General features: G+C 45.9%; 19 protein-coding genes and 1 pseudogene. 6 read left to right on the top strand and 14 right to left on the bottom strand.

Annotated elements, in window-relative coordinates; all coding sequences use genetic code 11:
• Window positions 1–183 precede the first annotated feature (183 nt).
• Entirely contained in the window at window positions 184–564 is a 381-nt protein-coding gene (locus H6G03_RS30320) for a translation initiation factor (RefSeq protein WP_190473304.1), read from the top strand.
• 136 nt (window positions 565–700) lie between these two features.
• Here H6G03_RS30320 and H6G03_RS30325 read toward each other — a convergent pair whose 3' ends face one another.
• Genes H6G03_RS30325 through H6G03_RS30335 form a run of 4 tightly spaced genes read right to left on the bottom strand, consistent with a single transcriptional unit; the run spans window position 701 to window position 3,643 of the window.
• Window positions 701–2,551, bottom strand: coding sequence for a CheR family methyltransferase (locus H6G03_RS30325; protein WP_190473307.1), 1,851 nt, complete (start codon window positions 2,549–2,551; stop codon window positions 701–703).
• A 2-nt stretch (window positions 2,552–2,553) separates the two neighbouring features.
• Complete coding sequence (locus H6G03_RS30330) at window positions 2,554–3,153, bottom strand: chemotaxis protein CheB (protein WP_190473349.1); 600 nt, start codon at window positions 3,151–3,153, stop codon at window positions 2,554–2,556.
• Between the two features lie 47 nt (window positions 3,154–3,200).
• Window positions 3,201–3,323 carry a hypothetical protein gene (locus H6G03_RS39030; protein ID WP_255512299.1) on the bottom strand — a complete coding sequence of 41 codons (123 nt, stop codon included), beginning with the start codon at window positions 3,321–3,323 and terminating at the stop codon, window positions 3,201–3,203.
• On the bottom strand, window positions 3,320–3,643 hold the full coding sequence (locus H6G03_RS30335; RefSeq protein ID WP_190473310.1) for a hypothetical protein: 324 nt from the start codon (window positions 3,641–3,643) through the stop codon (window positions 3,320–3,322). The genes H6G03_RS39030 and H6G03_RS30335 overlap by 4 nt, the downstream gene beginning before the upstream one ends.
• Here H6G03_RS30335 and H6G03_RS30340 point away from each other — a divergent pair.
• Both H6G03_RS30340 and H6G03_RS30345 read left to right on the top strand, forming a co-directional pair.
• A complete protein-coding gene (locus H6G03_RS30340; protein WP_190473313.1) occupies window positions 3,634–4,668 on the top strand; it encodes a chemotaxis protein CheB in 1,035 nt (344 codons plus the stop codon). The two genes, H6G03_RS30335 and H6G03_RS30340, sit on opposite strands and share 10 nt — an antisense overlap.
• 138 nt (window positions 4,669–4,806) lie before the next feature.
• Complete coding sequence (locus H6G03_RS30345) at window positions 4,807–6,555, top strand: sensor histidine kinase (RefSeq protein ID WP_190473316.1); 1,749 nt, start codon at window positions 4,807–4,809, stop codon at window positions 6,553–6,555.
• A 141-nt stretch (window positions 6,556–6,696) separates the two neighbouring features.
• Here the strand turns inward: H6G03_RS30345 and H6G03_RS30350 are convergent, their stop codons facing one another.
• Window positions 6,697–7,905 carry an RNA-guided endonuclease InsQ/TnpB family protein gene (locus H6G03_RS30350; RefSeq protein WP_190473319.1) on the bottom strand — a complete coding sequence of 403 codons (1,209 nt, stop codon included), beginning with the start codon at window positions 7,903–7,905 and terminating at the stop codon, window positions 6,697–6,699.
• A gap of 106 nt (window positions 7,906–8,011) precedes the next feature.
• Here H6G03_RS30350 and H6G03_RS30355 point away from each other — a divergent pair.
• A pseudogene (locus tag H6G03_RS30355) lies at window positions 8,012–8,214 on the top strand (IS200/IS605 family transposase); the annotation flags it as partial.
• A 240-nt stretch (window positions 8,215–8,454) separates the two neighbouring features.
• Here the strand turns inward: H6G03_RS30355 and thrB are convergent.
• The 3 genes from thrB to thrS form a co-directional block, all read right to left on the bottom strand.
• Entirely contained in the window at window positions 8,455–9,420 is a 966-nt protein-coding gene (gene thrB, locus H6G03_RS30360; RefSeq protein WP_190473325.1) for a homoserine kinase, read from the bottom strand.
• Between the two features lie 253 nt (window positions 9,421–9,673).
• Window positions 9,674–11,128 carry a FecR family protein gene (locus tag H6G03_RS30365; RefSeq protein ID WP_190473328.1) on the bottom strand — a complete coding sequence of 485 codons (1,455 nt, stop codon included), beginning with the start codon at window positions 11,126–11,128 and terminating at the stop codon, window positions 9,674–9,676.
• Between the two features lie 388 nt (window positions 11,129–11,516).
• A complete protein-coding gene (gene thrS / locus H6G03_RS30370; protein WP_190473352.1) occupies window positions 11,517–13,358 on the bottom strand; it encodes a threonine--tRNA ligase in 1,842 nt (613 codons plus the stop codon).
• A gap of 320 nt (window positions 13,359–13,678) precedes the next feature.
• Between thrS and H6G03_RS30375 the strand changes: the two genes are divergently transcribed.
• Entirely contained in the window at window positions 13,679–14,014 is a 336-nt protein-coding gene (locus tag H6G03_RS30375; protein WP_190473331.1) for a DUF2605 domain-containing protein, read from the top strand.
• Window positions 14,015–14,273: 259 nt separating this feature from the next.
• Window positions 14,274–14,573 carry a DUF2973 domain-containing protein gene (locus tag H6G03_RS30380; protein ID WP_190473334.1) on the top strand — a complete coding sequence of 100 codons (300 nt, stop codon included), beginning with the start codon at window positions 14,274–14,276 and terminating at the stop codon, window positions 14,571–14,573.
• A gap of 188 nt (window positions 14,574–14,761) precedes the next feature.
• Here the strand turns inward: H6G03_RS30380 and H6G03_RS30385 are convergent, their stop codons facing one another.
• From H6G03_RS30385 to H6G03_RS30410, 6 genes are all read right to left on the bottom strand, one after another.
• On the bottom strand, window positions 14,762–15,145 hold the full coding sequence (locus H6G03_RS30385) for a hypothetical protein (protein WP_190473337.1): 384 nt from the start codon (window positions 15,143–15,145) through the stop codon (window positions 14,762–14,764).
• 122 nt (window positions 15,146–15,267) lie between these two features.
• Complete coding sequence (locus tag H6G03_RS30390; RefSeq protein ID WP_190473340.1) at window positions 15,268–16,461, bottom strand: RNA-guided endonuclease InsQ/TnpB family protein; 1,194 nt, start codon at window positions 16,459–16,461, stop codon at window positions 15,268–15,270.
• Between the two features lie 362 nt (window positions 16,462–16,823).
• Complete coding sequence (locus tag H6G03_RS30395; RefSeq protein ID WP_190473355.1) at window positions 16,824–19,046, bottom strand: amylo-alpha-1,6-glucosidase; 2,223 nt, start codon at window positions 19,044–19,046, stop codon at window positions 16,824–16,826.
• Between the two features lie 537 nt (window positions 19,047–19,583).
• Window positions 19,584–20,615 carry a response regulator gene (locus H6G03_RS30400; RefSeq protein WP_190473342.1) on the bottom strand — a complete coding sequence of 344 codons (1,032 nt, stop codon included), beginning with the start codon at window positions 20,613–20,615 and terminating at the stop codon, window positions 19,584–19,586.
• Window positions 20,603–24,349, bottom strand: a complete 3,747-nt coding sequence (locus H6G03_RS30405) for a response regulator (RefSeq protein ID WP_190473345.1) — start codon at window positions 24,347–24,349, stop codon at window positions 20,603–20,605. Before H6G03_RS30405 ends, H6G03_RS30400 begins: the two co-directional genes overlap by 13 nt.
• Window positions 24,350–24,827: 478 nt before the next feature.
• On the bottom strand, window positions 24,828–25,739 hold the full coding sequence (locus H6G03_RS30410; RefSeq protein WP_190473358.1) for a YegS/Rv2252/BmrU family lipid kinase: 912 nt from the start codon (window positions 25,737–25,739) through the stop codon (window positions 24,828–24,830).
• Between the last annotated feature and the right edge of the window lie 74 nt (window positions 25,740–25,813).

The raw sequence follows: 25,813 nt of genomic DNA on the forward strand, positions 1-25,813 counted from the left end.
GGGGGGCCTGGGGGCTAGGGGGGAGCGGGAGAGCGGGAGAATAAATCTTTTCCCTTTTCCCTTTTCCCTCTTCCCTCTTCCCTTTTCCCTTTTCCCTTTTCCCTATTTCCTTTTCCCTCTTCCCTCTTCCCTCTTCCCTAACCCCTAACCCCTAACCCCTAACCCCTTTCTTTTGACTTTTCTATGTCTTCTTCCAAACGTAAATCTTCCGAGCCTAACGATCGCAATGAAAATCGCGTTGTCTACTCGGAATTTGGCAACAACAACAACAACAACAAGAACGCCGCTGCCTTTGAACGACCGGTGCAAGAACTGCCGATCGATCGCCAAGATTTGCGCGTCCAGGCATCCCGCAAAGGTCGCAAGGGCAAAACCGTGACGGTAATTACCGGTTTTCAGACTAAGCCGGAAACTCTCAACGCTTTGCTCAAACAGTTGAAAACCCAATGCGGTGCTGGTGGCACTGTGAAGGAAAATACGATCGAAATTCAGGGCGATCGCGCTCAACAAATCGTACAAATTCTCATCCAATTGGGTTACAAAGCCAAGGTCAGCGGCGGGTAATGGCGATTTTGGATTTTGGATTTTGGATTTTATTTCAATCTGAAATCTGCTGTAAAGTTTAAGATTTCAAATTGAACTTAGTTTTCTTCTATTTGAAATCTGGCATCTGAAATCTGCAATTCCAATGATGCGGTTTTTATTCGAGCCGCTCATCCATCAGAAGTATGATACCTTGCGGTTGATTACCGACAATCAAAGATGTGCAAATAACGCGACAGCGAATATTTTTACCCCTCCGGTTAACCGCATCTAAAATAAGTTCCTGTTCGTCGGGGTTCGCAGGTTGGGCGGCGCGGATCGATCCGCGCAGTTTTTCTACGGGCAAACCGATATCCAAGTCAAAAAAGAAACGTCCCATCGCTTCTTCCGCTCGCAAACCCCACAAATCCTCAACGCCATTGTTCCAAAGTTGGACGCTGAGACGGTTATCCAAAACCACCATACCAATTCGCAAGCTGATCAGGACGGAATCGAAGAAAATATTAACGCGGTTGAGTTCCTCAGTACGCAGGCGGAGTTCTTCGTTGGTGGTGTGCAATTCTTCGTTGGAAGATTGCAGTTCTTCGTTCATCGTCTCCAGTTCTTCGTTGGTACTCTGGAGTTCTTCGTTCGTAGTTTCTAGTTCTTCGTTGGTACTTTGCAGTTCTTCGTTAGTGGTTTCTAATTCCTCATTGGAAGATTGCAGTTCTTCGTAAGCGGTTTCTAATTCCTGAGTTGAACGTTGCAATTCGCGCTCTAATTGGCTGTAGCGAGTTATATCATTAAACACGATTGACACACCAAGTATATCTGCATTGGTTTCCAACAGAGGAATCACCTGTATTTCCAAACTGGTGATATTATCTTCTCCCCGCATCAGTTCCACGTTAGGAATTACCACAGAGCGACGTTCCGCGTAAGCTTGATCTATGCGCGATCGCAATTCGGCGGGACGATAAGAAAGTTCCAAATCCTGCAAAGGACGCCCCAAATCGTGGGAAGTTAGACCAAATAAAATCCTAGCCGATCGATTTGCGAGTACTAAGTTACCCTGAACATCGACTACTATCTGTGCGACAGGATTATTTTCTATCGCTTCGTCTCGCAAACGCATATTCGCAACAATTTGGTTGCTCGCTTCCGTATTACCAGAGTCTGCCATTACCAGTAAACGATCCCGCATACTGATTGTAGCTACTTTAGAAAAAATTCGATACTTTAGATTAGCTGGTTGGAATAGGTTAGCGTGAGTCAGTAACATCTCCGCCTTGCCAACAAACAGAAAGCCAGTCTCAATTAAACCGAAGTGAAAGCGGGCGAGAATCCGAGCTTGTGTATCTGCTGTAAAATACATCAAAGTATTGCGGCAGATCAGTAAGTCAAGGCGGGGAATCGGCGCGTGTTGCACCAAATCGTGACGACCGAAAATTACGCAGCGCCGAAAGTCGTTACGAAAAGTGTATGTATCTCTGCCCGACACATCAAAGTATTTGCGCCGCAGCTCTTCGGGAAGCTCTTGCACACCCTTGCTGGAATAGGTAGCTTGACGACCGCAATTGAGGGCTTCCTCGTCTAAATCCGTTGCATAAATTTTGACTCGCGATCGAAACCCTTCTGCCCCTAGAATTTCCGCCAGCACGATCGCAATTGTATAAGCTTCTTCCCCCGTCGCGCAGCCAGCAGTCCACACCCGAATAGGCTCTCGGTCTGGCTTGGCAGCCATAATACGAGGGATAGTCTCATTAGCTAGAGCTTGCCAAGCTGAGGTATCGCGAAAAAAGGCTGTCACATTAATGAGGAGTGCATCGAAAAGATGATTTACTTCAGCCGGATGTACTTGCAAATAATCCAGATAATCGCTGTAGGATTCGATATCGACCCGCTGCATACGCTTTTTTGTCAGGCGCATTAAGCTGGGGCGTTTGTAACCTGTAAAATCAAAACCCCGACTCTGCTTGAGGTACTGTAGCAACGTTTCAAATTGTTCGTCTTTGGGGGCAATGCTCATCGTTAGATCTGCCCTCCCATTACTAAATTTTTGATGGCATCTGCGATTTTGTCCAGTGGCAGAATCCAATCAACGCAGCCAGTATCGATCGCCGCAGCAGGCATACCGAAAACTTGTGATGTACTTTCGTCCTGTGCAATTACCTTCCCACCCATTTTTTTAATTGCTTCTACTCCTTTTGAGCCATCCATATTTGCTCCCGTCAAGATTACGGCGAGCGCTCTTTTCTGATATTTTTCTGCTACCGATTTAAACAATATCTCCGCAGAGGGACGCACAGAATGCACTTTTTCAGTTTGAGTAAGAGAAACAGTACTGTCGAGGTTAACCAATAAGTGGCGATCGGGTGCGGCAACGTAAACTGTACCTGGAATCACTTGTTCTCCTTCTTCAGCCTGCTTTACTCGCAAGGGCGTGCAACGGTTGAGGATTTCTGCTAAAAAACTGCGATGCTGGCCAGACATATGCTGCACCACTACGATCCGCGCTGGAAAATCAGCCGGTAGGCTGGACAAAATGCAACTCAAAGCGTTCAGTCCCCCAGCCGAAGCCGCCAGAGCTACAATGTCAAAAGCTGGACTGATACTGCATTCGGTTGCCATAATGTCTTCCGGTTTTGCAGGTAACAACCTTGACGTTACTTTCGTTTTCACCATTTTTCACCAGTAAGTAACGAAACTTTACCGAATACGGCGTCAGGCTCCACCCGATAGCGTTGCAGGATGGAGATGGATAGCCGGATGATGACTAAACCATCCCCGACCGTTGTCAATCGTTAGGTTGACCGGGAAGTGGGGTCGCCAACGGCAAGAACCAAAAGCTTGCCAAGCGTGACTGCTGCTGTTGAGTGTCTGGATATAGACTGATTTTGACTACCTTTAATATGTTAAAAGAAATATAATTTACGATAAAATTATCGCAGAAATTGTTAGTTTCTGACCAGTCATCAAACATCTCCTCCAAAAGAATATTAAAGGCAGGCAGGATGCCTACCCCACAAGAATTTTTGGAGATGTCTATTAAACCACAGTAAAGAGTCCTTCCATCCCACCCCATAAGCCGCTCGATCGCAGCTAAAAAATATGCCCACACGCGACATTATCGTTATCGGAGCCTCAGCGGGCGGAGTGGAAGCACTGATAAAATTAGCTGGCGATCTGCCTTTGGATATACCGGCTGCTATCTTTGTGGTTGTTCACTTTCCCTCCTACACCAAAAGCGTTCTGCCACAAATCCTCAGCCGCGCAGGTGCTTTGAAAGCAGAACACGCTAAAGACGGGCAAGAGATCGAACGCGGGTATATCTATGTAGCACCTCCGGATTGGCACTTAATTGTAAAACGCAAACATCTTCACCTGTCTGGCGGCCCCAGAGAAAACAATCACCGACCTGCGATCGATACGCTATTTCGATCGGCAGCAGTAGCATACGGGCATCGGGTCATAGGTGTGGTCCTAACGGGCACACTGGACGATGGTACAGCAGGTTTGTTAGCGGTGAAGCAACGAGGTGGAGTTGCAGTTGTACAAGACCCGGACGATGCGCTTTTTGGGGAAATGCCGCGCAGTGCGATCGACAACGTACAGGTTGACTGCATATTACCACTGTCGGAGATTGCAGGTGTGTTGGTAAAGTTAGCGCACGAGTCAGTCGAAGAAGAAGCCGATCGCCCTTCCAATAGTATGGAAATAGAATCTGCTTTGGCTCAGATGGATATGGATATTCTGCAAAGCGACGGTAGACCCGGAACGCCCTCGGCTTTTGCGTGTCCGGAATGTGGCGGTGTCTTGTGGGAGTTGAAGGACGGAAAGTTCGTTCGTTTCCGCTGTCGTACCGGTCACGCCTTTGCGCCGAAAAGTTTGTTAGCTCGCCAGTCTGAAGCTTTGGAAGAAGCGCTTTGGAGTGCCCTCCGCGCCCTAGAGGAAAAGTCCGCGCTCATCCGCAAGATGGCAGAACGGGCGAACGGAAGAGGCCAAAAGCTGTCAGCCCAACGTTTTGAAGCTCAAGCAAAAGAAGCAGACCAAAGCATTGCGCTCATCCGAGAAGCGCTGATCAGAAATAATGGTGACAACGATGGCAATCGGGAGATCGAGCGAAGTGAGATCGATCGACTATGAGACGATCCTGAAGAGGAGCGGGAAAGCGATCGACACAACTAAACTTAGCAATGTACAGCACAAGTGGGATTGTCGATTCTTTTGATTATCATATAGTTGGAAGATTTTTTAATAAAAACCTTTTAAATTCTTACCCTAATGATAGAAGAAATTTTCGATCGGCAAATTGCGGCATCTCTGCAACGACTGGAAATGCTTTGGCAGAGGACGGATACACTGCCCAAGTCGCCCAGAAACTTTATGGGAGAAATTGAACAGATTTCTGACCGAGATGAGGAAATGCTGCTGCGGCAAAGCTTAGACGAACTTACCTTTTCGTTGGAAGAGCTACAGGTTGCCAGCGAGGAACTGCGCGATCGAAATCAAGAGTTAGCCACCGTCCAAATGGCCTTGGAAACGGAACGTCGGCGTTACCAGGATCTGTTTGATTTCGCCCCGGATGCTTATCTGGTAACGAACCCAGAGGGAGTGATTTTAGAAGCAAACCAAGCAGCCGCAAATTTGCTAAATGTTAGGAGCGATCGCATAGTCGGCAAACCCCTAGTAGTTTTCGTGCCAGAATCAGCTCGTCGCGACTTTCGCACCCAACTGTTTCAACGGCAAAACGGTCAGGAACTCAGAGACTGGGAAGTCGAAATTCAGCCCCAGAAGGGACAAGCTTTCCCAGCTGCTTGCACAATAGTGCCGGTGCAGAATTCTCACAGACAGGTAGTAGCTTTGCGCTGGCAACTTCGAGACATCACCAAGCTCAAGCAGGCGGAACAAGTTGAGCAGAAATTACAAATGCTTGACGCCATCCTCCACGCTTCGCCAATTCATCTCTATGTCATCGACCAAACAGGTAAGTGCATCTACGCAAGTCCAGAAGCTGCACGTAGTTGGGGAAAGGTACAAACTGACATTGTGGGCAAGAGATGGCAAGATATAGGTTTTCCAGCACACACGATGGTAAGTTTCGATCTTCAACGGCAAGAGGTTCTCCGCACAGGACAATCCATCACTGGTCAAATAAGCTTTCCATTCGCAGACGGAATTAGGTACTGTGAGTACACCATTAGCTTGATGCAAAATCTCGGCAGTTTTGTTGACGCGGTTGTTCTAACCGTGAAAGATATCACCAAACACAAACAGACAGAAGCGGAAATGAACTATGCTTTGGCGACACAAAAAGAACTCAACCGGATGAAAGCCAATTTTTTATCTGTAATTGCCCAAGAATTTCGCACCCCACTTACAAATATCATCGCTTCCGCCGAATTGGTCAAAATTTACGGTGATAAATGGAGTACCGAGAAAAAAAATCAGCATCTGGAACAGATTCGATCGGCTGTCCAACAAACAAACCAGGTGTTGAATGATATATTACTTGTTTTTAATGCTACAGCAGGCAAACTGCAATTCAACCCGGCGCTGCTGGATCTGGAAAAGTTCTGCCGAGAACAGGTGGAATTTTTCCAGCCAAATGCAAAAAACGGCTGTATCATCACTTTTTCCAGTCAAGGTAATACGAGCGCCTGTTTAGACAAGCAACTGCTGCGGTCTATTCTCACAAATTTGCTTTCCAATGCGATCGAGTATTCTCCTCAAGGCGGCCAAATTAAATTTGATTTAATTTGTGAAAATAGGGAAGCAATTTTCTGCGTCAAATATGAAGATAGTGACGTGACAAAACAAGAGCGAAAGCAACTATTTGATTTGTTATACATAGGTAGTGATGTCGGCAATATAGATGGCATAGGATTGGAGCTATCTATTGTCCAACAGTGTGTAGACTTGCACGGCGGTAAAATTACCTTATCCAGCGAAGTGGGCGCACAAACTGTGGTGACTGTAACGCTGCCGTTGCGACATCTGCGATCCTCCGACGAACAAAAACCCAGTCATTAAAATATTTGCGATCGTAGTAAATAACCCAAACCACATCCTGCCTACGCAGGATTTTTTTTGTATGTTTAACTACAATTAAGTATATACCTATAGAAGTACTTGTAAATAATTTATAAAAGATCTTTAGTTGACACTCTCCCGTTAAGCTGGCGCTATAACGGGAGATTCTTGTTTCACAGAGGAATGCTTTTTAACACGAGTGTTAACGAGTCTTACTTCCTCTCCACAAGCTTGAATTTCCGTATGTCCTACGGTATTTGTTGACAGTATTCTTAAGCCTTCTTCCCTGATATTTTTTGCGGCATTTTCATCTCTATCATGTTGAGTCTGGCAACTTGGACAAACCCATTCACGAATGCTTAGATTTAAAGAATTGTTCTTGACTTTGCAGCAATTACAAAGCTTTGTACTAGGAAAGAATCTGTCAATCTCTATAAGTTTTCCTCCTTCTCTATCCAGCTTGTAGCCTAAGAAATTAAGCAGCATTCCCAAACCAGCATCGTGTATTGATTTTGCTAGTTTGGTACGCGCCAATCCTTTCACGCAAAGGTTTTCTGCTACAATGACTTGGTTCTCGTCAACTAACTTTCTTGAGAGTTTGTGGAGAAAATCTTGTCTAGTATTGGCTATTTTTTCATGGACTCTGGCAACTCTTATAAGCTGTTTTTTGCGATTGTTGGAGCCTTTCGTTTTTCTGGATAAAGCTTGTTGGCGACCTTGCAATCGTTTAGCATATCTTCTGCTAGGTTTGATTGGCTCAACTTTATAACAGCTTTCTCCATCAAACACAGTTACTAAACTGTTCAAACCCAAATCAATGCCGGAAATCTTTCCTTGCTTATTGGTTATTAAATCATCAGTCTCAAACAAGATTGCAGCAAAATACTTATCTGTACTTGTTTTAGAAACTGTTACCGACTTAATCTTGCCGTTAATACTTCTTGAGATTGAAGCTTTAACAATACCAAGTTTGGGCAGTTTTAACCCACCTTTTTTGATTGAACAACTTTCAGGATAACGGATTGATTGCTTATTGTGCTTACTTTTAAACTTAGGAAATCTAGCTCTTTTAGCAAAAAAGTTTTTCAAAGCAGATTCTAAGTTCTTAAGTGTTTGTTGTAATGTAGCAGCCGTTACCTCTTGTAGCCATTCGTAATCAGGGAGTTTTTTCAGTTGGGTAAGGTCTTTCGCCATATCGCAATAGCTCATGCCTTTCCCTGTCTCTTGATACTGATTGTTAGTTTTATTTAGGTAATAATTCCACACAAAACGAGAGCAGCCAAAGCTTTTAGCTAGGGCTATTTCCTGTTCTGTGTTGGGATAAATTCTTACCTTGAGTACGTCTAACATCAGTTACATTGAGCTAAACTTATTCTATATTAATACTTAACGCTCTTGACTGTCAATTATGTATCATAACGGTTTTAGGTCTGTATATAAACTTAACTCTCACGTTGTTTTAGTGGTCTATAAACCAGATATACCACTGTCTACATTAATCGGTAATTTAAAAACAGTGAGTAGTAGACTAATCCGTAAAGAATATCCCTGGTTGGCACAAAAATATTTTTACAACAAGCCCTATTTCACCGACTGGTTCTTACGCAAATCGCTAGTTGTGGTGGTACTACAGTTGAACAACTAAAAAAATATGTTGAGCCAACTTGCCGACACCAGAATAAGGATTCGCTCACGCTCAGTTTATATATTGGTCGCCATTCATCTCCCGTTAAGTCTTCGACTGTAACGGGAGATGAATGGCTTCATTCCAGATAGATGAGATTTAGAGACAAGCGGCTCAAAATGGTGCTTCTAGTGCAGCGCGGCAGAAATAACCCAGCACTTGAAAAAAGGTAAAAAGCTGACTGTATAAGCTTTCTTCCCTTCTGCCTTCTTGCACTAGCTGTCTATCTTTGCACCGCGAACGTCAATAGAGAGCGATCGCACCTGGGATTCGATTCCCTCCTGCTGCCAAGCTGCCGCCATTGCTACCGCCACTTCAGGTGCATCTACAAAATTTGCCAAAGCCAATAAAGTTGGCCCCGCACCGCTAATCACCATACCGTAGGCTTTCTTAACCAAAGCAGCTTCCCGCACAGCATCGTATCCTGGAATCAGCGCTTGCCGATAAGGTTGGTGGATGCGGTCTTGCAAAGCTACGCGCAACCAATCGCCCCGACCGGATTCTAACCCCCGCACCAGCAAACCGCAGTGAGCGGTATTGAAAATCGCATCAGCGCGACTGTACTCAGTTGGCAGAACTCGCCTCGCCTCTGCCGTCGAGAGTTCAAAGTCGGGAATAGCGACGATCGGCACAATGTCGCTGTGCCAGGGAACATCGCAAATTTGCCAATCAATTTTGTTTTCCGCTGCTGCGGTAGCCGCCAGACGACAACCTCCCAAAAGTGCGGGTACTACGTTATCTGGGTGTCCTTCCAAAGCGATCGCTAATTCCATCACTTCTGTCTGACTCAAAGGTGCGCCAGCTAACTGATTAGCACCAACCAATCCACCCACAATAGCCGTTGCCGAACTACCCAACCCTCTTGCTAGAGGAACATCCAAGTTTATTTGTATTTCTACTGCTGGTGGGGTGCGATCGATATGTCGGTACAACTTTAAGAATGATTGGTAAGCGAGATTGCTCTCATCAGTTTTAACGCGATCGGCCTCAACACCAGTAACAGTAATTTTAACTTGCCCTGTTTCCTCCCTCAAATTCGGTGCCAATGAAAGGGATGGTTCCAGGCAAGAGAACTTAAATTCATTGTACAGCGTTAAAGCTGCGCCGATACAATCGAAACCCGGCCCCAGATTAGCAGTAGTGGCCGGAACAGTAACGCTCACAGTAGAAGCATCAAGCATTTTGATATTTGTCTCGATTTATCTCGATTTACAGGAGGTTTTTTATTTATAGCCGACAGTAGGCAAATTTTAACGTTTGCAACTGCTTGCGAAGCTATTAATAATTTATGGGCTCTGTGACTTTACCGATTTGTTCCGAAGGATTATATATTACGACCGAATCGCACGCTTGATAAGCGGAGTCTAGACCCCCGACTTCTTCAAGAAGTCGGGGGTCTAGGCAGTAAGTTTTGCTTAAGTAAGTGCGATTCGGTTATAGCCCTCTGGAATTACCGGGATTACCTTCAGGCCCTGGTGGGCCATTGCCTGAATTACCGGGATTTGATGGTGGGCCATTATCTCCCCCATTACCGGGATTACCTTCAGGCCCTGGTGGGCCATTGCCTGAATTACCGGGATTTGATGGTGGGCCATTATCTCCCCCATTGCCGGGATTACCTTCAGGCCCTGGTGGGCCATTGTCTGAATTACCGGGATTCGATGGTGGGCCATTATCTCCCCCATTACCGGGATTGCCAGGATTACCAGAATTATCTGGATTACTGGGATTGCCAGGATTACCGGCATTATCTGGATTACTGGGATTGCCAGGATTACCGGCATTATCTGGATTACTGGGATTGCCGGGATTACCGGCATTATCTGGATTACTGGGATTGCCGGGATTACCGGCATTATCTGGATTACTGGGATTGCCAGGATTACCGGCATTATCTGGATTACTGGGGTTACCGGGCGTATTCGGTAGGCCATCGTCAGTCGGCGGCTGCGATCGATCGGGAGAATTTTCCGGATCGGACAGAATCTGTCCTCCTTCTAGGGGAGGATTTTCTAAGCCTGGGTTGCCACTAAATGGATTGGGGCCGATCGACTGTCCGAAATTGCGATCGGATTGACCTGTATCTAACTGGTTATCGTTGCCAGCGCCAACATTGGGTAAGTTTGATGAAGCGGCATCTAGCTGTATAAAATTTGGGTTTTCAATCACCCCTTGCCCAACAATGGGAGTCTGTTCTGTGACAGCAGCAGAAGTTTCAGATTGAACATCGGCCATTGCCGAATCTGGATTAGCTTTATCACCTGGTTGAGTTAAGTTTAGCCCCCTTACCAAGTCGCTAGTTTCATAAAAAGTTCTGATATCAAAATCGTATATCCGCTCAATTCTATCTTTGACGATCACTGCCAGCTGACCTGCTCGCAGCACTTCTGCTTGAGAAGCATCTTGATTGAATACCTCAATGTTACTATTTGTCAGAGCCCCGACAATTGTGGTGTCTGTTTTGCGGTTGTAGCGCACAAATAAAGCGGAGCCCCGAATTCCTGTCCTCGCGTTGGGTGTTTGCAACTGAGTTCTACCGCGTCCGGGTGCAATCAGCAGCAGCGCCGTACCGTCAGACAATTTAAAAGTGCGTGTATTTGGTAGAAACTGAAATACTGCTTGTTCGCCAACTCGTGCCAAAGAACCATCGTTGAAGCGCAACTCAGCCAGAGATTCTCGACCTGTCGCCAAGGAATCTCCAGGGTTCATCGGCTCGGATACACGCGCCGGACGCCCTGTTTGATTTTGCGGGATGAGGCGGACGAGATTGCGTATGCTTTGAATAACGGCTTTAGATAATGGCATTTCCGCGCTGACCTCTTTGGGTAGAGGTAGCGTCATAATGCTCCACAAAATCAGGCTCAGGAGCAGAACTAACTTGCGAGACATGGGTTTTTCCCAACGGTAGAAAATTGAACCCGTACCAAAGCGATCGAGGCAGATCCTTTACTTCCATACTACAAAATCGGCTCCGAATCGCCTTAGCTATAAATAAGTGTAAGCTGAAGTATGGAAATTTTAAATAAAGCTTTAGTTAAATCAGGCTAAAAGATAGGCTATTTTGCCAAGTTTTTGCTTATTTATGGACTTACTGTTTCGACGGGTCTTTCGGGTTTATGGAGGAAAATGTTTGTTTATGTTACAGATGTCTGGGATGGTGGGTTACGGCACGCTCTCAAAGGAAGAGAGAGGCGGGGCAATTTTGACTTTTGACTTTTGAATGAGTGACTTTTAGCTCTTCCCTCTTCCCTAACCCCTAACCCCTAACCCCTAACCCCTAGAAGTTGCTGTAGTTAGCGATCGCTTGCTTCAACCTTTCTAGCACTTCCGGCACTGGGATCGCTCCCAATTCTCCAGAAGCGCGAGTGCGAATATTCAAACTATTAGATTCAACCTCCTTCGCTCCCACCACTGCCATCACGGGAATTTTGTCTTTTTCCGCATTGCGAATTTGTTTGGCCAAGCGCTCGTTGCTGCTGTCAGCTTCGGCACGGATACCAAGCAATTTCATTTCTTTTGCCACTTGTTGAGCAAACGGTAGAAACTCATCGCTCACAGGCAACAATCGCGCTTGTATAGGTGCTAGCCACAGCGGAAAATCACCAGCGTACTCTTCAATTAATATGCCAATTAGCCTTTCCAAAGAGCCAAAAGGAGCGCGGTGAATCATCACCGGACGTTTGCGATTTCCGTCTTCCGCCACATACTCAAGCTTGAATCGTTCCGGCAAATTGTAATCTACCTGAACAGTACCCAATTGCCATTCTCTTTCTAACGCATCTTGGAAAATAAAATCCAGTTTCGGGCCGTAAAATGCGGCTTCGCCAATGCCTTCAAAATAATTCATTCCCAGTTTTTCAACAGCGCGACGAATGGCATTTTGCGATTTTTCCCAAACTTCATCGGAACCGATGTATTTGTCAGAAGCTGGATCGCGGAAACTCAGTCTGGCTTTGAAGTTTTTCAGTTGCAAACTCTTGAACACAGATAGAATTAAATCCACCACATTCAAAAATTCGTCATCCAATTGTTCTGGCGTTACGAATAAGTGAGAATCATCAACAGTGAATCCTCGTACCCGCGTTAAGCCACCCAGTTCCCCGGATTGTTCGTAACGGTAAACCGTGCCAAATTCAGCTAACCGCATCGGCAATTCCCGATAAGAACGCAACTCGCTCTCATAAATCTGAATATGAAAAGGACAGTTCATCGGCTTAAGGACAAAGCCTTGTTCCGCAGCGGCGGCTTCTTCGTCTTCTGCCATGAGGGGGAACATATCCTCTTTATATTTTTGCCAGTGTCCGGAGGTTTTAAATAAATCCACTCTGGCGATGTGCGGCGTTACAACTGGCAAATAACCGCGTTTGAGCTGTTCCTGTTTCAAGAAATCTTCTAAGATGCTTCGCAATACCGTACCTTTGGGAGTCCACAAAGGCAATCCCGGCCCTACTAAATCTGCAAAGATAAATAGTCCCAGTTCTTTACCCAACTTGCGATGATCTCGACGCAGTGCTTCTTCCTTGCGGCGCTGATATTCTTCCAACTGTTCCGGCGTTTCCCATGCCGTACCGTAAATCCGCTGTAACTGCGCCTTGGTGGAGTCCCCGCGCCAGTAAGCACCGGCTAAGCTTTCCAGTTCAATTGCTTTGGGGTTCAAATCACTGGTATTTTCAACGTGGGGGCCAGCACAAAGATCCCACCATTGGTCTCCCAGATGGTAAATGGTAATCGGTTCTTGTAAGCCTTCCAGAATTTCCAGTTTGTAAGGTTCGTTAATTTGTTTGATTCGATGTTCTGCTTCTTCGCGGCTGACTTCTTCCCGAATTACCGGCAGTTTGCGATTGATGATTTTGATCATCTCTTTTTTAATCGCCTTTAAATCTTTTTCCGTAAAAGGCTCTGGATGGTCAAAATCGTAGTAAAATCCATTTTCAATCCAAGGGCCGATCGTAACTTGAGCCTTGGGAAACAGCTTCTGCACCGCCATCGCCATGACATGGGAAGTCGTATGACGAATCTTTTTTAAGGATTCCGATTCACTGGTGCGAGGGAGATGAATTTTAGCTGGTTGTTGTGAGGAATCGGCAGATTCCGATCTGACTGACGGCGACTTTACCATGTGACGATTATGTTTGACAGGCAACTAATTAGGTTGGGGCTGCATAAATGCCCCATAGCTTCTATCTTATCGAGCCGAGGGCAGAGGGGAGTGGGGGAGTGGGGGAGTGAGGAAGTCAAAAGTCAAAAGTCAAAAGTCAAAAGTCAAAAGTCAAAATTTCTCCTCTTCCCTATCCCTCTCCCCTTTTCCCTCTTCCCTCTTCCCTCTCCCTTTTCCCGACGCCCTAACCCCTAACCCCTAACCCCTATTAAAATATTGTAAAGAATTGTAAATTGCATTAAGGTTAATATTTAGATAGGTTAGTAATCTGTAGATAATTCATGCTTAACTCCAACCTGCCTGAGCCAGAATTGCTCAAAACCCTTCTGCAACCGTTGTTAGAAGACTTTCAATATTGGTTTGGGCGATCGCGCGACCTGCTGGAAACAGAAGAAATTGCTTTCTTGAGTCGAGAGCAGCAATCCGACCTATTGGAACGGGTGAAAAACGCTCAAAATGAGGTAAGCACAGTCCATATGCTTTATAAAGCAACGGGCGGTCAAGCTGGCGTCGAAACGGCAACGCTAATGCCCTGGCACCGCTTGCTTATGGAATGTTGGCAGGTTGGGATGCGTTTTCGTATGGAGCAGTCTACCAAACAAAAACAAGACGAGTAGACGCAAAATAAAAATAGCTCCGATTCTGCACTTGCAGAAGAGTTGTAAATATATCATAAAACGCGCTTGTTTCCCTAAAAATTTTTGACCGTGCCTCAAAAACTTTCCAGCCCCTGTTTTTAAATGTGGAAAAAGAAAAAATTATGTCTCGTTAAATCCGCTCATTTAAGCCCCAGCCCCTAGCGCCTATTCCCTTTTTGACTTTTGACTGAGTGATTTTTGACTTTTTTAGAGACTGTTTGACTTGGAGGAAAATGTGATGTTGCACCTGCTTTATATTTTGGCTTTTACTATACTTGCCTTTTTAGCTGTAGGCAATCTCATCCGCAGTTTGATGAGTATAAGTGCGGATTACAATTACAGCAACTGGTCTGCAAGCGATCGATCGACTTCCCGCTCCCATTCTCGCCGAGTTAAGCAGGTGCCGCATCCAGAATTTTTGGATGAAGCTGGCAACGTGATTGACGAACCGCTTTTGGTAATGCGATCGATCGGCGTCGAAGATGCTCGTCAAAAATTAGAATCGCTTTACGAAAATCCTCCCGAAGCTAATGGCTAACTCTTAACCACATTGCAGCCAACTTGAGTTAATACAAACGATCTAATCGTAGGATGGGGGACGGCACGAGCGATAATTTCAGCGCTTTTAACCAATAATTGAGTTGCCGTGCCGTAACTCACCATCAGCTTCGTTGCCTTAACTCTTAAAGAAGGCAGCAACAGCCCATCGCCACCTCTTCATTTCGTTCAAATGGCAGAGAACTTGACCGTTAAAATGCCAGTATTATCGCCATAATTGGGTGTAAAATCATTGACTAGGAAAGTCAAAGTTTCATTCGCTTTGAGAACAATAGTCGTTTCTTGACCCACTTCAGTTACAGCACCAGTTGTCTTGTTCACTGCCAGCAGTGCAAATGTCGTGTTTTTGGGATATTTGAGGTACTGCTGAAATGCTTTCAAGCCCTCATTCAGAGGTGTCTGAATTTCCGGTGGGAAACCCTTCAATCCAGCGGCGGTACAATCTGGAATATCGGCTTTTGGTTTCCAAGTACCGGATGGTGTGAATTTATACGAGATATCTTTCGTTTGGCTGTTAGTAAATTCAACGCCTGCGTCGGAGTTGGTTGGCACTTCAAACTCTCCAGTTGTCGGGTCAAATACGGCAAACAGCCCGCCAGAGGTATGACTGAGCAGAATTTGATTGTCTTTTGAATTCGTAGCGCGATTGATAATTGATTGCCCATTATTGTAAACTACCCGCCGCTAATCGGAGTACCGATATAGCGGGGGCTTTCAATAGCCCTCAAACTACAGAATAGCTTGTTGCCTTCAGGTCGGTTTACAGACGACCCCACTAATTCAATCAACTTTGCACCATTAAGATCTGCATCCCCATGCCAACCACAATGCCCACATTTAAAAATTTTCCCACTCCGATAAGATTCACCTCTTACCGGATGGATGTGCAGGCATCTGTGGCAGGTTTGGCTTGTATATCGGGGATTGATTGCAATTACCTCAACTCCTGCACCAATTCCCTTGTATTCAAGGAACTGTCGCAGCATATAGAACGCCCAATTATTAGAGCGTCTGCGCTCAGTCTTGGTGCGAGGCAATTGATTGGTTCGTTCTCGAATTCCTGTCAGATCTTCAATAGCAACAATTGCATTCAATTGCAGTGCTTGTTGAATGATAGTTTTACTGATGACGTGGTTTTGATGCGCCTGAAAACGTCGCTCTTTACCCGACAGCCGTTGCAAGATTTGACGGCATCTACGCCGTGTAGATCTTGTGCCTTTCGTGGCTTTACTTTGAAGCGACGCTCTAGTTCTGGCGTATCTATCTCTAACTGCGGTTACGTCTTTGCCGCTCCATTTTTGTCCCTCACTTGTTACAGCGATGTCGGTGCGCCCGAAATCGATCCCGATAACTCGTTCGGATTTTATCGGATCTGGTGGCGCGTCCTTTACTTGAACATGGATGTAATAGTTGCCATCTCGATGTTTACAAAGTTGAGCAGAAGTTGGCTTTTTACCCTTAAGCTTGCCTATTTGATACTGCCCTATGCTCAACTTAATGTGGTGGCGACCATCCATCAAAGTCAAGCTGACGCTCCAATCTTTCTCTCTAAAAGCAAAGATCCGAGCATCGTAATCGGCGCTAGTCGGTTTAAACGCTTTGACTGGCTTATCTTTAAGCTTTGCGGTTTTCCGATTAGCCCCAACTCTGGCACAAGCTCTAACCGCCAAATTAGCACTAAGCCCAAACTGAGAACGCAATTCTTGGTAAACCGTACTTTGAATTGCCGTCTTGCTCGTTATTTGGGGCTTAACTACCTCGTTAGCGTAGTTGCAAGCAGCCGCAAACGCCTGAAGGGTTGCCTCTATTTGGGCGACCTGTTCTGGCGTGGGTTGAAGCTTGCAAACTAGCGTTAGTATTTGTTCCATACCCCAAATCATATCACATGGGCTATTTTAGAATTTAATTTCGATCTTTTCGGAGGAAATTAAGTAGTCGGACAAAAGTTAACACAGTGTAGTTTACTTTTGGATTGAACTATAAAGTTATATAATATTAACAAATGTAATTTTTTCGCTCGTTCCCGATTGCTAAGGTATTGTGAAGGCTAAGAGGAAAAGATGATAATTGTGTTACCAACAGATTTGATATCAGAGTACTATTCTATAGCTAGATGATTATATAAATTAAGTTTGAGGTTGGGTTGAGCAAAGCGAAACCGAACGATTTCTGTACTAACTTTTTTCTCTTCCCAGGTTTTCAGTAGGGTGGGCAATGCCCACCCTACTTGCTAAGCTTCGATGACTACGCGCAAATTACCGCGTTTTTTGGCGACTCGGCAGGAAGTTGTATTTCCAGTTCGCTCGAATTCCAAATCCAGTAAAGTTCCGCCTACTCGCAAATTGTGCAACGACAGAGATTCGATCGACTCCGGAAGCGCCGGATCGATAATTCGCAAATAATTATTCGGCGCATCCGGTACCAGATCGATCGTCATTTGCAACAACTGAAAAATGCTGCCCGTTGCCCAAGCTTGGGGCGAACAAGCGACAGGATAGCGTATGGGAGTATTGTCGCCGTTACGTTCGTAGCCGCAGAATAATTCTGGGGGACGTTGATAGGGTTGATGCAGCGTCATATCAATCAATCCCTGGCAAAGTTCCAACGCTCGATCGATCGAACCGAGACTGCGTAACCCCATTGCAATCAGCGAATTATCGTGCGGCCAAACAGAACCGATATGATAGCCCATCGGATTGTAGGCGGGTGATAAACTGCTCAAAGTGCGAATACCCCAACCGTTGAACATATCTGGCGCTGTCAGTCGTTCCGCTACACTATGAGCTTTTTCCGGGGTAAGAATGCCGAGATGGAGACAGTGACCGGGATTGGAAGTAATGCTATCGACTTGATTGCCGTCGCCATCGAGAGCTAAAGCACAAAAACTTTCGTCTTCCAGCCAAAAATCGCGATTAAAGCGGGCTTTCAAGTCATTCGCTTCTTCTAGCCAGCGCTCGGACAAATCGAAGCGCTTCTTTATTCTGGCAATTTCCGCCAAACGCACCTTCGCGGCGTAGACGTAAGCTTGGACTTCGCAAAGAGCGATCGGCGGTTTTGCCAGCTGACCTTTACGATAGACAATACAGTCGCCGGAATCTTTCCAACCTTGGTTTACCAAACCTCGCGACGATCGACAAGCATAACGGAGATAACCGGTTTCCTGACAATTGCGATCGATCCAATCCATCGCCGCCAAAGCGTTTGGCCACAAACAATCTAGGGTTTCCCCGTCCGCAGTCCAAGCATAGTACTCCGCATAAAGCATCAACCACAAAGGTGTGGCATCCACAGTACCGTAGTACGGTGTATGGGGAACTTCACCGCAGCGAGCCATTTCCCCAAAGCGGATCTCGTGTAAAATTTTCCCCGGTTCCTCGTCGCGCCACTCATCATTTATTTTGCCTTGGTATTCGGCAAGAATCATCAGAGTTTCCCGTGCGATCGACGGGTTGTACATTAAAATTTGAGACGCCGCTATGATAGAATCGCGACCGAACAAAGTAGAAAACCAAGGCACTCCCGCCGAAAGCACCGTACCTTTATCGAACGATTGACGCAGCAAATAAACATCTTTTTCAGCGCGTTCGATCGCCTGATTAAAAATAGCTTTGTCCGAGCGAATCCGCGTACTTTGCTGCGTCCAACTTTGCTCCTCCTGTAACTCAGCCGCCTTAGCTTGGCCTAGCGTAATGGGAGCCTGTATTGTAGATATCGGTTGGTTATTGGTAAACATCTGAAGCCGATATCCGATGGTTTCGCTTTGGTGAGATGGCAACTCCAGACGCCAAATAGCGGTGTAGCCCTTAAAAAGGTCTGGCTGGCGATGGTTGAACTGGATGCGAGATTCCATAATCGAGCCATCTAGACCTTGGTATGCTAAAGTCAGCTCGCCAGTTTCTTGTTCGGCTGGTTTTCCATCTCGGATCGATCGCAGAAGTTGCCCGCGTTTTTGTCTCCCAAAACCGCGCACTTCAAATAAATCTACGAAATCGGCATCAAAGCTAATGCTCAGTTCAAAGCTAACGGTGTTGGTGCTGTAATTAGTGACTTCTATTTCTGAAAAAAGAGCGCCATTGAGAAGAAGTTCGCGCCGAATTCCCAACGTATCGGGTGCGAGAAGATTTTCGATTCTAGGATTGGTACACAAAACCGACAGCACAAAGCCTTTATCGGCTGTGCTGTTGAGCAAAACTGGGGCTCGACCTTCTATTTGCAACTCCAGGCGACTCAAAAACCGGGTGTCTTTGCAGAACAGACCCATACTGGTGTCTACATCGTCTCTTAAACTGCAAACTATGTTGCCCAGCGTATCGGTCACCAAAAACATATCGTGGTCTTTGATAGTGAGCGTTGGCTGGGGTTCTTCATTGAGAACGCAAGGCCATTCTGGGATGGGCTCTCGATCGAATGGCACAAAAATTTTATCGTCTAGCTCAACAATATCCGGCAACATTCCAATCAATTTTCGCTTCAGTGTACATTATTGATTTTAAATTTTAGATTTTAGATTTTCGATTGACATCACCGCTCAACTAAACTTACTCAAACCTACTCACAGGCTGAAAGTCCAGTCATTCGTAGTGGGTCAAGCACCACAGGGTTAAACGGCAAACCCTTTATTCCTTGGTCTAAGACAACTACTTTTCGGCACAATTCTCGCCTCGATATAGGAGATGGTAAAGTTGATTAAAGTTTAATTTCTGGTGGTGTGTAAAAAAGTGTTGACGATAATGATAATTAGCTAGGTTAAACAAATTTTTCGACAAAAAAGCCTTATGGTCAATTTCTGACCAGAGAGGATGGTTTTTTGTGATAATATGACGTTCTACTAGCTTCATGTTGTGATTATACCGTGAAAAGAGCTACTCTCAAAAACTCCCTCACCAAAAATTATCATAATTGGCATCTAGCTATCAAAATGACTAAGATTGAGAAGAATTAGTTAGATTTTTGGCAACTGCATTTACCCCTAAATTTCTGTGAAGATCTGCTAGGATTCCCATGAGTTAAGGATAAAGCGATCGCGTCCGCTAGCTTTTGCTTCGTAGAGCGCCTTATCAGCAGCATCAATCAGCATTATCGGCTGGGAATGGGGAGGCGGAACAATACAGGCAAGACCCAAACTAGCAGTAACGTACTGGCTGACCCCAGACTGGGGATGGCTGATTTTCAACGCTGCTATGTTGGCTTGAATCTGCTGAGCTACATGAATTGCACCACGATCCGGGCTATTGGGCAAAATCACGGCAAATTCTTCACCTCCGTAACGCGCCACTAGATCGGCGGGACGTTTCGTAGCTTCGCGAATAGCATGAGCAACCTGCTGCAAACATATATCTCCAGCTAGATGACCGAAATGGTCATTAAAAGCTTTAAAAAAATCTACATCGCACAGAATCAACGATAGGAATCCTTGTTCCCGTGCCATTCGTCGCCATTCGCGTTCGAGAGTTTCATCAAAACCGCGACGATTGGCGACTTGAGTCAGACCATCCAAACAGGCAATCCTCTGTAACTCCTGATTAGCTGCTTCCAGCTGTTTGTAAAGTTGAGCTTGTTCGATTAAACGACGCACCCGCTGGCGCAGTACAGCCCAGTGGATGGGCTTAGTCACATAATCAGTAGCACCCACCTCAAAAGCTCGATCGACAGATGCCGCATCCTCCAAACCGGTCACAATTAAGATTGGCGTGCGACCCGATCGCATTTGCCATAGAGAATTTTGTTGACCTTCTGGATTACCGTAAAGTAGCGTCTGTTTGGCATCCTCTTCATTTAAAGATTGCAATTTTGCACAGCAGGCAAAACCATCCACGATGGGCATAACCGCATCTAATAGCACCAGATCCGGCTTGATGCGTTGGTAAATCTCGATCGCTTCCTGACCGTCACAAGCTTCTACAACTCGATATCCTTCTTTTTCCAGCGCACGCCGGAGTAGAATTCGCATCATTTTTTCGTCATCCACGATCAGGATCGAAGGTGGTTCTGGTTGACAAACTCCTGTGTTCATGGTTGACATTTTTGGCGTTCTATTTGCAAAGCGGCCTTAACTGCTTCATATTCGAGATTAATGAGAGACTGATTGCCAGTTCGTGCGGGCAAGACAATTGCCGACGCCTGTTCGAGATTGCCATTTTGACCCAGTGCTTCCAATTGTCTGCTTAATTCGGCAAGTGTAGCTGCACCCAGAGTAGCACTGGTTGACTTGAGAGTATGAGCCGCCCGCATTAGCGTCCGCCAATCACCGATTTCAACGGCAGTTTGGATGGCTTGCAATAATTGGGGAACATCTTCTAGAAAACAATCAATTACTTCCTGCACAAGTTCCCCAGCATCATCTTTACCTGCCATATCGCGGATTGCTTGCAAAGCGAGAGGATCGATCGATTGCGGACATGGGATTTGAGTTTTTCGATCGTCGGGTCGCGCTTCGGATGGCATCGTCTCCTGGCAATTATGCCAGCTCTCCCAGGCGCGATCGAAAATCGCACAGGTGGAATTGTTCTGCTGACACCTCTCCAATGCCAAAAGCAATTCTTCCAGCCGGACTGGTTTACTGATATAGTCGTCCATACCCGCTTGCAGACAAATCTCGCGATCGCCCTGCATAGCATTAGCCGTCATCGCAATAATCCAAGGTCTACTCGACTTGAGATTTTGAATTTTAGATTTTAGATGGGATGGAATAGATTTCCCCTTACCTTCTCCCTCTTCTCTCTTCCGCTTTTCTCTCTCCATTCCCCATTCCTGGCAGATGCGACGAGTGGCTTCTAGTCCGTCCATTTCTGGCATTTGCACATCCATCAACACCACGTCGTAGGATTGCCGATGCAGGGCATCCAGCACTTCCAAGCCATTCGCCGCCACATCCGCCCGATACCCCAGGCGCTGTAATATTTGTAAAGCTACCTTCTGGTTTACCACATTGTCCTCCGCTAACAGAATTCGCAGCGGTAGCGATTCAGCGAGTTTGGGCATTGTTTGCCCTGTATCGAAAGTCATTCGTTCTCTGTCTTTTAACGATGAAAAATTATTTTTGATAAAAGTCGAACGAACGGAAAAGATATCAACCAAAATATCGTAAAGTTGAGATTGTTTAATCGGCTTATTCACGAAAGCGGCAAAATCTGCACTGCTGTTCTGGAAATCCGTTTGCTGTCGTCCCAGAGAAGTTAGCATCACTAAAGGCAATTGACGGTACTCTGGGATTTGGCGAATTCGAGTGGCAAGGGTAAGACCATCCATCTGCGGCATCTGCATATCCAAAATAGCCAAGTCAAATTCCTTTTTCTGAAGCAGCCATTCCAATGCTTCGCTACCAGATGCAGCCGCCTGAGCGAACATTCCCCAAGACTGAGCTTGTAAAAGCAAAATTTTGCGATTGGTGGCATTATCATCAACTATGAGCAGTCGCTTTCCTGCTAAATGAGAGCGAGGCTCGCCCAAGGTCGTCGTCACGCTTGGCCAGTTGTCGGTACTGCTGTTGAGAGCAACTTCGGCAACGATCGCAAAATAGAACGTAGAGCCTTCTCCCTCTTCTGTTTCAAACCACAGCCGCCCACCCATCATTTCTGCTAACTTTTGGCTGATCGCTAAACCCAAACCCGTACCGCCATATTGTCTGGTAGTGGAAGCGTCAACCTGACTGAAAGCTTTAAATAAGCGATCGATCCGATTGGAAGGAATACCAATGCCAGTATCTTGGACGGCAAAACGAATCGCGTATTTTGATGGAGTAGGGGAGTGATTAACTTCGTTTTTTGAGTTTTGAGTTAAAAAAATTTCTCCCGACTCTGTTTCGCTCTTTAGAGGGCGGGCAGACACCGACACCAAGATTTCCCCATTTGTCGTGAATTTGACGGCGTTACTGAGCAAATTTACTAAAATTTGGCGTACTCTGGTGATATCCCCTACTAAAGTTACAGGTACAGAAGGCTCAATCAGATAAGCTAATTCCAGTCCTTTTTCAGTTGCTTGACGCGCTACCAAGTCGAGACATTCTTCAATACAGCTACGCAAAACAAAAGGTGTTTTTTCTAACTCCAGCTTACCCGCCTCAATTTTAGAAAAATCGAGGATATCGTTAATAATAGCGAGCAACGCTTCGCCACTACTGCGAATAGTTTCCACAAAGTCTTGCTGTTGAGGCGTTAATTGCGTATCCAGCAACAAACCTGTCATACCGATAACCGCATTCATCGGAGTGCGAATCTCGTGACTCATAGTGGCGAGAAATTCGCTCTTGGCGCGGTTGGCAGCTTCTGCGGACTTTTTGGCTTGTTCCAAATCTAAGTTTTTGGCGATTAATTCCTCCCGTTGGCGCATTTCTTGCTCTAGCAGGTGGCTTTGAGCCAAGGCGATCCCGACTTGAGCGGCGACAGCTTCCAACAATTCAATTTCGTCTTTAGTCCACTGACGGAAGCGATCGCACTGATGCAAACCAATCACGCCGTTAGGTTCTTCCTGGTAGGAGGTACGAATCCCTAAAAGCGATTTGAGATTCATTTTACGACAGAGTTCTGTCACGGGTTCTAAGAGCGGATCGATGTAAACATTAGGGGAAGGTATCGCCCGATCGCTAGCCAGTATATGCTGTGCGTAGGGATTAGCATTTACGGGGATTTCTAAATTTATAATCGATTCGTACCCAGGTTCTGAATACTCAGCTACCACCGTAAGCTGGGCGGTAGGAGTGGCAATATAGGTATGAATGACGCATTGGTTGACTTTAAAGGCATTACCTAGCAGTTTGGCAGTGGTTTGAATAATTTGTGTCGTGTTATAGCAGGCACGAATTTCTTGCGTAATTTGTGCTAAAAGAAGACTGCGTTCCAGTTGTTGTTCTAAAGCCGAGTAAGCTTTAGCGCGATCGATCTCGCTGCCGATCCACTGCCCCATTAACTTCAAAAATTCTTTGTCTACAGATTGGAACAGCGTGCATCGCGGGGTGCGGCTAGAGAAACACAGCACACCGTAGACTTGGCCTGCTACAACTATTCTCGTGCCCAGATAAGCTTCCATTTGAAAAGCCGCGTAGCCTGGATGATACCACCACTCAGAATTGCTGGCGTCAATGCCGATGGGTTCTTCCGATTGCAAGGTTTCGCGGCAGTAAGTTTGCTGCAAATCGAATACATCTCCGCTACGGATGCTATTATCGGGCGTTTGTGCTGCAACTATTTCATAGCGATCTCCTTCTACACAAGCCAAGACGCCAAAATCTAGGGTCAACCGCTGAGAGCCAATTTCTAGCATCCTTTTCAGACGCTGGTGAAAATCCATTTCTTGCGATGCCGTCACCTCATAAAGCGCTCGAATTGACGCTTCGCTCTCTCGCAGTACTCGCTCTGCACGTTGAGGCTGGTGGGGCGGCTGAAAAATATCACCGCCCCACCAGCGGAAAATTCGCTGGCGATCGGCTACAGTAGTCGCAGTGCCATCCGCAATGCTTTGGCGCGATGTGCGATAAATCCAAGCAATGGAAATCCCAGCCGCTAGGGCAATCAAAAAGTCAAATCCTACTTGCAATATGAATGGTGTGGAAATGATGTGCTGTTCGCCGACAACGGCAGTTGCCAGGACATAGCCTGAGTATGTAAATGTGCAAGTACAAAAGATTGCGGAGCCTGCTGCTAACAGCCCATTCCGTCGTATATGCTGCCCCATAACCAGTTGCTTAATAATTATAAATGCGATCGTAAAGTAGCAAGTGGCAATAAAGATAATCGTGCCGAGCGCAAGTTTTATAAGCATCTATTAAAACTTCCTTGATTCAAACTTTCCTAGTGGTTGCCGCAGCAGTCATTTTTAAAGTGTGATTTGGGATGGCCAGTTACCCATACCCCCTCGCTAATAGCCAATAATGTTATTAGTTATTAGTCTATTGCAATTCAGCAATAAAAATGTCATATATATGGGATTGCAGTCACAGTTAAAAATCTACTATTCTCGAAAACAGTCAGGAAATAAATTGCAATTATCAGCTTTATATTTATTTGCCGTAATTTCTTCTCTATGTCAAAATCTGGTAATGGTATATTTGCAAAATTTACCTCTACCTTAAGGATGATAAATATAGCTAATCGATTGAGCGGGATTAGAGGGACGGCAATATTTAAGGCTGCTCCACAAGAGAGTTTTAGGCAATTAACTTAAGCCAAGCCAAACCCAGCCTTTAACCCTGACGCTACAGGGTCTGAGATTTTGTTAAAGTAGCCTTCTTGGCCCACAATCAAATTTCTTCAACTGTAAGCGGCGTTTTAGGTTCAACCTTTAAGTCGGGAAGTCCGGAAAGTTTCTCAGAAGCCACAGCTTCTTCAACTAAAGGCAGGATCAGGGTTAAACCGCCAGGAACGCATTCAATTTCAATCGGGGTGGTGCCTATCGGTTCACCATCAAGAACGACTTTCTGGGGCGGGTGGGTGTTGATTTTAACTTTTCTTGTCCGCAGATAACCGATGTCGTCGCGTTGAGCTGCGTTGCCGCTAAGAGCTGTTTGAAGCAGGTGATAGGAAGCAGCGATCGCTCCAGCTATATTCATCGGCGCTACTATAGTCACATCCAACAAACCATCATCCGAAATCAGGCCAGCCGGCCCTTGGGCCAAAATCGAGGTAGGAGGTGCGACATTGGCGACTGTCACCGCAGCTGCCGTGACAGTAATAATTTTGTCATCAGTTTCAATCTCTGATTCAAACCTTTCTAACTCTCTGAGCTGCTGTACTCCAGCTAAAATATAAGCCAGCATTCCAAAGCGATTTTTAGCTTCGCGATCGGCTTTTTCGACTGTTTCTGCCTCAAAACCAATACCAGCAAGCAAAACCATCGGTTTGCCATTGCAGTAGGCAGCGTCGATCTTCCGCGTGACTCCCCCTAAAATTGTTTGGCAGGCAGCTGGAATCGTGTTTGGAATACCTAATGCAGCAGCAAAGGCATTAGCAGTACCCCGCGAAATTACTCCCAAGGGAATGTTTGTTCCCACCAAGCCAGCGGCGACAGCAGAGATAGTACCATCGCCGCCAGAAGCGATAACCGTTTCAGCCCCGCGTGCTACAGCCTCTTGTACCAAAGTTGCTGCATCAACTTCTGGAGTTGTCAAAAGAATTTCCAATTGACATACTCCCCGCGCTGAAGCGACGGGGATTCTTTACGCTTCATTGAGTCGTGCTACCGAAGTAGTCTTACCGTCCCTCGACGTACATTTAAGGTCGTGCCGAT

The sequence above is a fragment of the Aerosakkonema funiforme FACHB-1375 genome (assembly GCF_014696265.1).
Taxonomy (GTDB): domain Bacteria; phylum Cyanobacteriota; class Cyanobacteriia; order Cyanobacteriales; family Aerosakkonemataceae; genus Aerosakkonema; species Aerosakkonema funiforme_A.

Excerpts from the sequence above, each read along its gene's own strand:
- H6G03_RS30320 (WP_190473304.1), top strand. The coding sequence starts at position 184 with ATGTCTTCTTCCAAACGTAAATCTTCCGAGCCTAACGATCGCAATGAA.
- H6G03_RS30325 (WP_190473307.1), bottom strand. The coding sequence starts at position 2,551 with ATGAGCATTGCCCCCAAAGACGAACAATTTGAAACGTTGCTACAGTAC.
- H6G03_RS30330 (WP_190473349.1), bottom strand. The coding sequence starts at position 3,153 with ATGGCAACCGAATGCAGTATCAGTCCAGCTTTTGACATTGTAGCTCTG.
- H6G03_RS30340 (WP_190473313.1), top strand. The coding sequence starts at position 3,634 with ATGCCCACACGCGACATTATCGTTATCGGAGCCTCAGCGGGCGGAGTG.
- H6G03_RS30345 (WP_190473316.1), top strand. The coding sequence starts at position 4,807 with ATGATAGAAGAAATTTTCGATCGGCAAATTGCGGCATCTCTGCAACGA.
- H6G03_RS30350 (WP_190473319.1), bottom strand. The coding sequence starts at position 7,905 with ATGTTAGACGTACTCAAGGTAAGAATTTATCCCAACACAGAACAGGAA.
- thrB (WP_190473325.1), bottom strand. The coding sequence starts at position 9,420 with ATGCTTGATGCTTCTACTGTGAGCGTTACTGTTCCGGCCACTACTGCT.
- H6G03_RS30365 (WP_190473328.1), bottom strand. The coding sequence starts at position 11,128 with ATGTCTCGCAAGTTAGTTCTGCTCCTGAGCCTGATTTTGTGGAGCATT.
- thrS (WP_190473352.1), bottom strand. The coding sequence starts at position 13,358 with ATGGTAAAGTCGCCGTCAGTCAGATCGGAATCTGCCGATTCCTCACAA.
- H6G03_RS30375 (WP_190473331.1), top strand. The coding sequence starts at position 13,679 with ATGCTTAACTCCAACCTGCCTGAGCCAGAATTGCTCAAAACCCTTCTG.
- H6G03_RS30380 (WP_190473334.1), top strand. The coding sequence starts at position 14,274 with ATGTTGCACCTGCTTTATATTTTGGCTTTTACTATACTTGCCTTTTTA.
- H6G03_RS30390 (WP_190473340.1), bottom strand. The coding sequence starts at position 16,461 with ATGGAACAAATACTAACGCTAGTTTGCAAGCTTCAACCCACGCCAGAA.
- H6G03_RS30395 (WP_190473355.1), bottom strand. The coding sequence starts at position 19,046 with ATGTTGCCGGATATTGTTGAGCTAGACGATAAAATTTTTGTGCCATTC.
- H6G03_RS30400 (WP_190473342.1), bottom strand. The coding sequence starts at position 20,615 with ATGTCAACCATGAACACAGGAGTTTGTCAACCAGAACCACCTTCGATC.
- H6G03_RS30405 (WP_190473345.1), bottom strand. The coding sequence starts at position 24,349 with ATGCTTATAAAACTTGCGCTCGGCACGATTATCTTTATTGCCACTTGC.